The organism is Synechococcus sp. H55.9, assembly GCF_047462355.1.
Classification (GTDB): Bacteria; Cyanobacteriota; Cyanobacteriia; order Thermostichales; family Thermostichaceae; genus Thermostichus.
This window is the reverse complement of record NZ_JANSJB010000033.1, coordinates 15,625-21,722: the sequence shown is the minus strand read 5'-3', so window position 1 is coordinate 21,722 and position 6,098 is coordinate 15,625. Positions and strand designations below refer to the sequence as shown.

Genomic DNA, 6,098 nt, shown 5'->3' with positions numbered 1-6,098 from the left:
ATGTTGACGCTGCTAACCGTTTGCTCCAGCAGACGACGAATTGCCCCTGTCCCCCCCACCCGCTCCAGAAGGTGGTGATCCGCCAGCCAGGCAGAAACCGTCATCAGATCGGTGGGTTGGCCTTGGCTGTGCAGATGCAGGGCAGCCCGGTAAATCTCCTGGTGGGCCGAGAGGTAAAACATCTCGGGACGCAGGAACTCCACCACCCGCGCCAATGCCTCGGGATCGAGAAGAATAGCCCCCAGGATCTCCTCCTCAGCCTCTATGTTTTGAGGCGGAAGCCGATCCCCACCCGTCAAGTCGTAATCGCTAATCACCACAAGCCAGGATAGAAAAACCAACCCAGCCTCTCGGCCATACGCCTCAGAGCAACGGGCTCAGTGAGCATACCCGCCGGCCACAGAGCCTCTCTCCGCGGATCCCTGCTCTCAGTCAGGCGTGACCTGAATGCGCAGCGTAGCCGTTACTTCGGGGTGTAACTTGACCTGCACGGGGTAAACCCCGGTTTTTCTGATTTCTTCATTAAGCAGGATGTTGCGGCGATCGATATCGAGGCCGCTGGTAGCCAGCACCACCTCGGCAATGTCGCTGGTGGTCACCTGTCCGAAAAGCAGATCGTTTTCGCCTACCTTCTTGCGGATGACAAAGCGACCGATGGTCTCCAAAGCCTTTTTGTAGTTTTCCGCCTGCTGCTTCTCCGCCAATTTGCGGGCAGCTTCCTGCTCCCGGCGCATCTGCTGCTCCTTGAGAAGCCCAGGTGTAAGCCGCACCGCCATCTGCCGCGGGAAAAGGTAGTTGCGGGCATAGCCAGGCTTGACGCTCACCACCTCTCCGGGGCTGCCCAAGCCAGGGATCGCCTGGCGCAGCACAACTTGCACATTGCGTTTAGACATGGAGGAAAGCACTGATTTTCTCGACAGCCTTTCATTCTAAGCATTTGCCAAGCTGATGTCAGCCCAAAGAGCTCGGAAAACTCAGCCGGCCCCAGAGCCCAGCCGTAGGCCCTTGAATCCGGGGGTCTTCACGCCGCGTTTCTTCGATCGATGGTGTTCTCCGCTGCAAGGGATCCCTGGAAAGAGCGACAAGGGGGGCTAGCTGTAGTCAGAAATAACCTGATTTTAACCTCGCGTTAACCAAAAAGGATGAACGTTATATTACATTAACGACAAGAACCAGAGTGGCAAGGATCTTTAACAGGATCCCTTGTTTTTTTGAGATCAGCCCGGCTTGAGCAGGTTCTGAGGTTAGAGCACTCAGAGTTGGATCGAGACACCATCTTCATCTGGGAGATTTCTGTATGTTGATGCTGCGCTCCTTGGGACGTCGTTCTTTCCTGAAGTCTGTCTCTGCCACTGTTGCTGGGTTTGCGGCCAGCCAGGCAAATTGGCAGCGGGTATTTGCTCAGCAGACCGTAACCATCAACGGCGCTGGAGCTACTTTCCCGGCTCCCATCTACCAAACTTGGGCTCAGGAATTTGGCAAGAAAAACCCTAACATCCAAGTCAACTATCAGTCGGTGGGGAGCGGTGCCGGACGGCGGCAATTTGTGGCTCGCACTGTCGATTTCGGCGCCAGCGACAGTGTGCCCCGTCCCGAAGAGATCAGCCAGATCGAGAGTGAAGCCAACCCTCCCAAGGGCATGGTGGCCGTGCCGATGGTGGGGGGGGCAGTGGTGCCAGCTTATAACATCCCCGGCGTGGGCCCCGAAATTCGCCTCTCTCGCCTGGCGCTGGTGAATATCTTCTTGGGCAAAATTAAGAACTGGAACGATCCGCTGCTGGCCGGCCTTAATCCAGGGGTGACTCTCCCGGATTTGCCGATTACCGTTGTGCACCGCTCCGACGGCAGCGGCACCACCGACATCTTTACCACCCACCTCAACGCCATTAGCCCGGAATGGCGGCAAAAAGTGGGTCGTGGCTCTTCCGTGAACTGGCCAACCGGGGTGGGAGCTCGCGGTAACGAAGGCGTTTCCGAGCAGATTAAGCAGATCCCTGGCGCGATCGGCTATGTAGAGTTCGGCTTCGCCAAGCTCAACAACCTGAACATCGCTCGCCTGGAAAACCGGTCGGGCAAGTTCGTCACCCCCAAAGTTGAGACGGAGCAGGCAGCGCTGGCCAAAATCAAGCTCGACGAGCGGCTGTTGGGGGTTGACCCGGATCCCGCCGGGGAAGACTCCTACCCCATTGTGGGCTACACGTGGATCTTGGCCTACAAAGTCTACCCCAAAGCTGAAACCTCCAAAGCTGTCAAGGAGTTTCTCCGCTACGGCCTCACGGAAGGGCAATCCTTCGCGGAGCCGCTGGGCTATGTGCCTTTGCCGGAAGAAACGCGGCAGAAAGCTCTGGCTGCTCTGGAAAACATCACTCCGTAGAAGTTTGTACCCCGCACCCGGCAGATGACTACTACTTTTTCGGAGAGCAGTTCTCTATTTCGGCCCCGGCCCGTCTTCCAGCGCCGGCGCGACTGGTTGTTCATCTGGGCAACGCGGATTGCCGTCTTTTTCTCGGCTTTGCTGCTGTTGTGGATTGCCCTGGAGATTGGGATTCAGTCGCTACCTGCCATTCAGAAGTTCGGGCTGGGCTTTCTCTGGGGCACCACCTGGGATCCTGTTGAGAACAACTACGGCGCTTGGCCCCAGATCTACGGCACCCTGGTGACTTCTCTGATTGCCCTGATCGTGGGCGTTCCTTTTAGCTTCGGCATCTCCATCTTTTTGAGCGAGGACTTTTTGCCCAAGTCTTTGCGCACAGTCTTGATCATCGTGGTGGAGCTGCTGGCAGCCATTCCCAGCGTGGTCTACGGCATTTGGGGGTTGTTTATCTTCATTCCCTTCTTTCGCCCGATTCAGATGTTCTTGTTCCAGAACTTCAGGTGGTTGCCCATTTTCAGTACGCCACCGGTGGGGCCGGGGATGCTGACGGCAGGGGTTGTCTTGGGGATCATGATCATCCCCATCATCACTGCCATTGCCAGGGAAGTGCTGGTGGCCGTTCCGCCGGAGTTGCGGGCGGCTGCCTATGCGATGGGGGCCACTCGCTGGGAAGCCATCTTTGGTGTTGTGCTGCCGGCGGCCATTGGCGGCATGCTGGGGTCGGTGGTTTTGGGTTTGGGACGTGCCTTGGGGGAGACGATGGCAGTGGCGATGTTGATCGGCAATGCCCGCGGTATTAGCGTCTCGCTCCTAGCTCCTGCCAGCAACATCCCAGCCCTGTTGGCCAACGAGTTTGCAGAAGCAGGCCCTGAGCAGGTGGCAGCGCTCATGTATGTGGCCTTGATTTTGTTGGCCATCACTCTGGTAGTTAACATTGCGGCGGAGCTGATGATACGCCGTGTCAAGTTCGCGTTGACAGCTTCGCGGGAGTAGAGGAACATGACGACGCAAGTTCAGGCGGTAGAGCAAGGCAATTTGTTCAAGCGCAGAGCAAAGTCCTGGCGGCGCGTCTTCTTGGATGTAGGAATGACAGCGCTGACAGTTTTCTCCAGCATCTTTGCCATTTTCGTGCTGGTTCTCATCCTCTACTACGTTTTCACCAGAGGCATCGAGCGCTTGAACTGGCAAGCGCTGACCCAACTTCCCCCTCCTCCCGGCGATCAGGTGGGGGGATTTGGCAATGCGGTGCTGGGGACGGTTATTGTGGTGTCGATTGCTATCGCCATCACCTTCCCCATCGGACTGTTTGCTGCCATCTATCTCTCGGAGTTTGGCCAAAACAGCCCCACAGCTTCCTTTCTGCGCTTCATCATCAAGGTGTTGACGGGGGTTCCCTCTATCATTGCCGGGGTGTTTGCCTACGGGGTGCTGGTGCTCTCCACCAAGACCTTCTCCGCCCTTTCCGGCGGGATGGCTCTATCGGTGTTGACTCTGCCCATCATTATCTTGTCTTGTGAAGAGGCGCTGCGCCTGGTGCCGGCAGATACGCGGGCTGCTGCCTATGCGTTGGGAGCTTCGCGGGTACAGACGGTGTTTCGCGTGGTGTTGCCGGCAGCTCTGCCGGTGATCCTGACGGGGGTGACGTTGGCCATTGCCCGCGCTGCGGGTGAGACAGCGCCCCTGATCTTCACTGCTTTGTTTAGCTTCCTCTGGCCCAGCGGTCTGTTAAAGCCAGTAGCCTCACTGGCTGTGTTGATCTACAACTTTGCCCTCGTTCCTTTTGAAAACCAGCAGAAGATCGCCTGGGGAGGGGCTTTGGCTCTGGTGATTTTGGTGTTGATCACCACAGTCAGTTTCCGGCTCATCGTCAGTCGTCGGCAGGAAACCATCACCATCTAATCCCTCTCACCTGTTGCTTTAACCCAATCTAGGCTTTGCAGTGACGTTATCTCCTTCGGTACTCCTATGCGCTCTCCACTCTCTGACAAGTCCGGCTCTCCTGAGAAATCCACCCGTTTGGAGGTTGAACTAGAGACGCGGGATTTGAGCGTCTACTACGGCTCCCACCTAGCGGTTAAGCAGGTTTCCCTGAAGATCCCGAAAAATCACATCACAGCCTTCATTGGCCCCTCAGGCTGCGGCAAGAGCACCATCTTGCGCTGCTTCAACCGCATGAACGATCTCATCCCGGGAGCAAGGGTAGAAGGCTCGGTCATTTTTCACGGAAAAAATATCTACGACCCCGATGTGGATCCCTCTGAGGTGCGCCGGCGGGTTGGCCTGGTGTTTCAGAAGCCCAACCCCTTCCCCAAATCTATCTACGACAACATTGCCTTTGGGCCACGGATCAACGGCTATCAGGGGGATCTGGACGAGCTGGTGGAGCGTGCGTTGCGCCAGGCCGTTCTCTGGGATGAGGTGAAAGATAAGTTAAAGCTGAGCGGTCTTTCCCTCTCCGGCGGACAACAGCAGCGCCTCTGCATTGCTCGCACCTTGGCCATTCAGCCGGAAGTGATCCTGATGGACGAGCCCTGCGCCTCGCTGGATCCGATCTCCACGCTGCGCATTGAGGAGCTGCTTAAGGAATTGGGGCGTCGCTACACGATCATCATCGTCACCCACAACATGCAGCAGGCGGCGCGGGTCTCTGACTTTACGGCTTTCTTTAACACCGAGGTGGACGACGAAGGGGTTCGCTACGGACGCATGGTGGAGTTCGACCGCACCGAGAAGATCTTCAACTCTCCCGTCAATCGCGAGACGGAAGAATACGTGAGCGGACGCTTTGGCTAATCCCCCGCCAATTTCTGCTGGCGCCAAGCCAGATCTGGTCGAGAGGGATCCCGCTCTCCTATCCTGAGAAATTGGAAAATCGGGTAGGAGCTGTTAACAGCAGTAGTGAGATGGCCGAGCGGGTGCGCCTGGATAGCTGGTTGGTGGAGCGGGGATATTTCTCTTCCCGCCAGCAGGCCCAGCGCGCCATCCTCGCAGGCGAAGTTCTCCTCAATGGGGTGCGGGCGGAGAAGGCTGGAGCCTGGGTGAGCGGGGATCCCGTAATCCACATCCAGTGTAAGCCTGCTTTTGTCTCGCGAGGGGGAGAAAAGCTGCAGGGGGCGCTGCAAACCTTCTCTGTTCAGGTGCAGGGCCGTATTTGTTTGGATGCGGGCATCTCCACGGGGGGCTTTACCGATTGCCTACTCAAACAGGGGGCCCAGCGGGTCTATGGGGTGGATGTGGGCTATGGGCAGTTGGCCTGGTCTTTGCGAACCGACCCGCGGGTGATCCTCAAAGAACGAACCAACTTGCGCCACCTGCAGCCGGCCGATCTCTACGGAACCGAGGTGCCCACCCCAAGCTGGGCGGATCTGGCGGTGGTGGATCTCTCTTTTATTTCCCTAACCAAGGTGTTAGATCCTTTGTGGAAGCTGTTGCGGTCGCCGCGGGAGGCTCTGCTGCTGGTCAAGCCCCAGTTTGAGGCGGGCCGAGGCCAGGTGGGCAAAAAGGGAGTCGTGCGGGATCCGGCCATCCATGCCCGCGTGCTGCAGACGGTGATGCAGGCGGCAGTGGCCCGCGGCTGGCAGGTGCAGGGCTATACCTGGTCGCCCATCACCGGCCCTGCCGGCAACATCGAGTACTGGCTCTGGCTGGCGGAAGGAGAAGGGATCCCTCTCCCCGACACCGGTGCGCTACAACAGATGGGCGAACAGGCAAGAATAGCCTTGCA

At 57.8% G+C, this 6,098-nt stretch carries 7 protein-coding genes; 5 read left to right on the top strand and 2 right to left on the bottom strand.

The window, feature by feature from the left end; translation table 11 throughout:
- Positions 1-317 (bottom strand): DnaB-like helicase N-terminal domain-containing protein (locus NW857_RS06150; protein WP_414368337.1); only part of this gene is annotated, 317 nt, incomplete at its 3' end.
- 111 nt (positions 318-428) lie between these two features.
- Positions 429-893, bottom strand: a complete 465-nt coding sequence (rplI, locus tag NW857_RS06145; RefSeq protein WP_414333571.1) for a 50S ribosomal protein L9 — start codon at positions 891-893, stop codon at positions 429-431.
- Between the two features lie 404 nt (positions 894-1,297).
- On the opposite strand from rplI, the gene pstS reads away from it, so the two are divergent.
- From pstS to NW857_RS06120, 5 genes are all read left to right on the top strand, one after another.
- Positions 1,298-2,374: a phosphate ABC transporter substrate-binding protein PstS gene (gene pstS, locus NW857_RS06140; RefSeq protein WP_414333573.1), complete on the top strand. Its 1,077-nt coding sequence runs from the start codon at positions 1,298-1,300 to the stop codon at positions 2,372-2,374.
- Between the two features lie 24 nt (positions 2,375-2,398).
- The gene (gene pstC, locus NW857_RS06135) at positions 2,399-3,367 is read left to right on the top strand and encodes a phosphate ABC transporter permease subunit PstC (protein WP_414333575.1); all 969 of its coding nucleotides are present in this window, start codon (positions 2,399-2,401) and stop codon (positions 3,365-3,367) included.
- Positions 3,368-3,373: 6 nt separating this feature from the next.
- Positions 3,374-4,273, top strand: coding sequence for a phosphate ABC transporter permease PstA (gene pstA / locus NW857_RS06130; RefSeq protein WP_414333577.1), 900 nt, complete (start codon positions 3,374-3,376; stop codon positions 4,271-4,273).
- Between the two features lie 66 nt (positions 4,274-4,339).
- Positions 4,340-5,167, top strand: a complete 828-nt coding sequence (gene pstB, locus NW857_RS06125; protein ID WP_414333579.1) for a phosphate ABC transporter ATP-binding protein PstB — start codon at positions 4,340-4,342, stop codon at positions 5,165-5,167.
- 110 nt (positions 5,168-5,277) lie between these two features.
- The coding region (locus NW857_RS06120; protein WP_414368329.1) for a TlyA family RNA methyltransferase at positions 5,278-6,098 on the top strand (821 nt) is incomplete at its 3' end.

Coding starts and splice junctions, on each gene's coding strand:
- pstB (WP_414333579.1), top strand. CDS start 4,340: ATGCGCTCTCCACTCTCTGACAAGTCCGGCTCTCCTGAGAAATCCACC.
- pstA (WP_414333577.1), top strand. CDS start 3,374: ATGACGACGCAAGTTCAGGCGGTAGAGCAAGGCAATTTGTTCAAGCGC.
- pstS (WP_414333573.1), top strand. CDS start 1,298: ATGTTGATGCTGCGCTCCTTGGGACGTCGTTCTTTCCTGAAGTCTGTC.
- pstC (WP_414333575.1), top strand. CDS start 2,399: ATGACTACTACTTTTTCGGAGAGCAGTTCTCTATTTCGGCCCCGGCCC.
- rplI (WP_414333571.1), bottom strand. CDS start 893: ATGTCTAAACGCAATGTGCAAGTTGTGCTGCGCCAGGCGATCCCTGGC.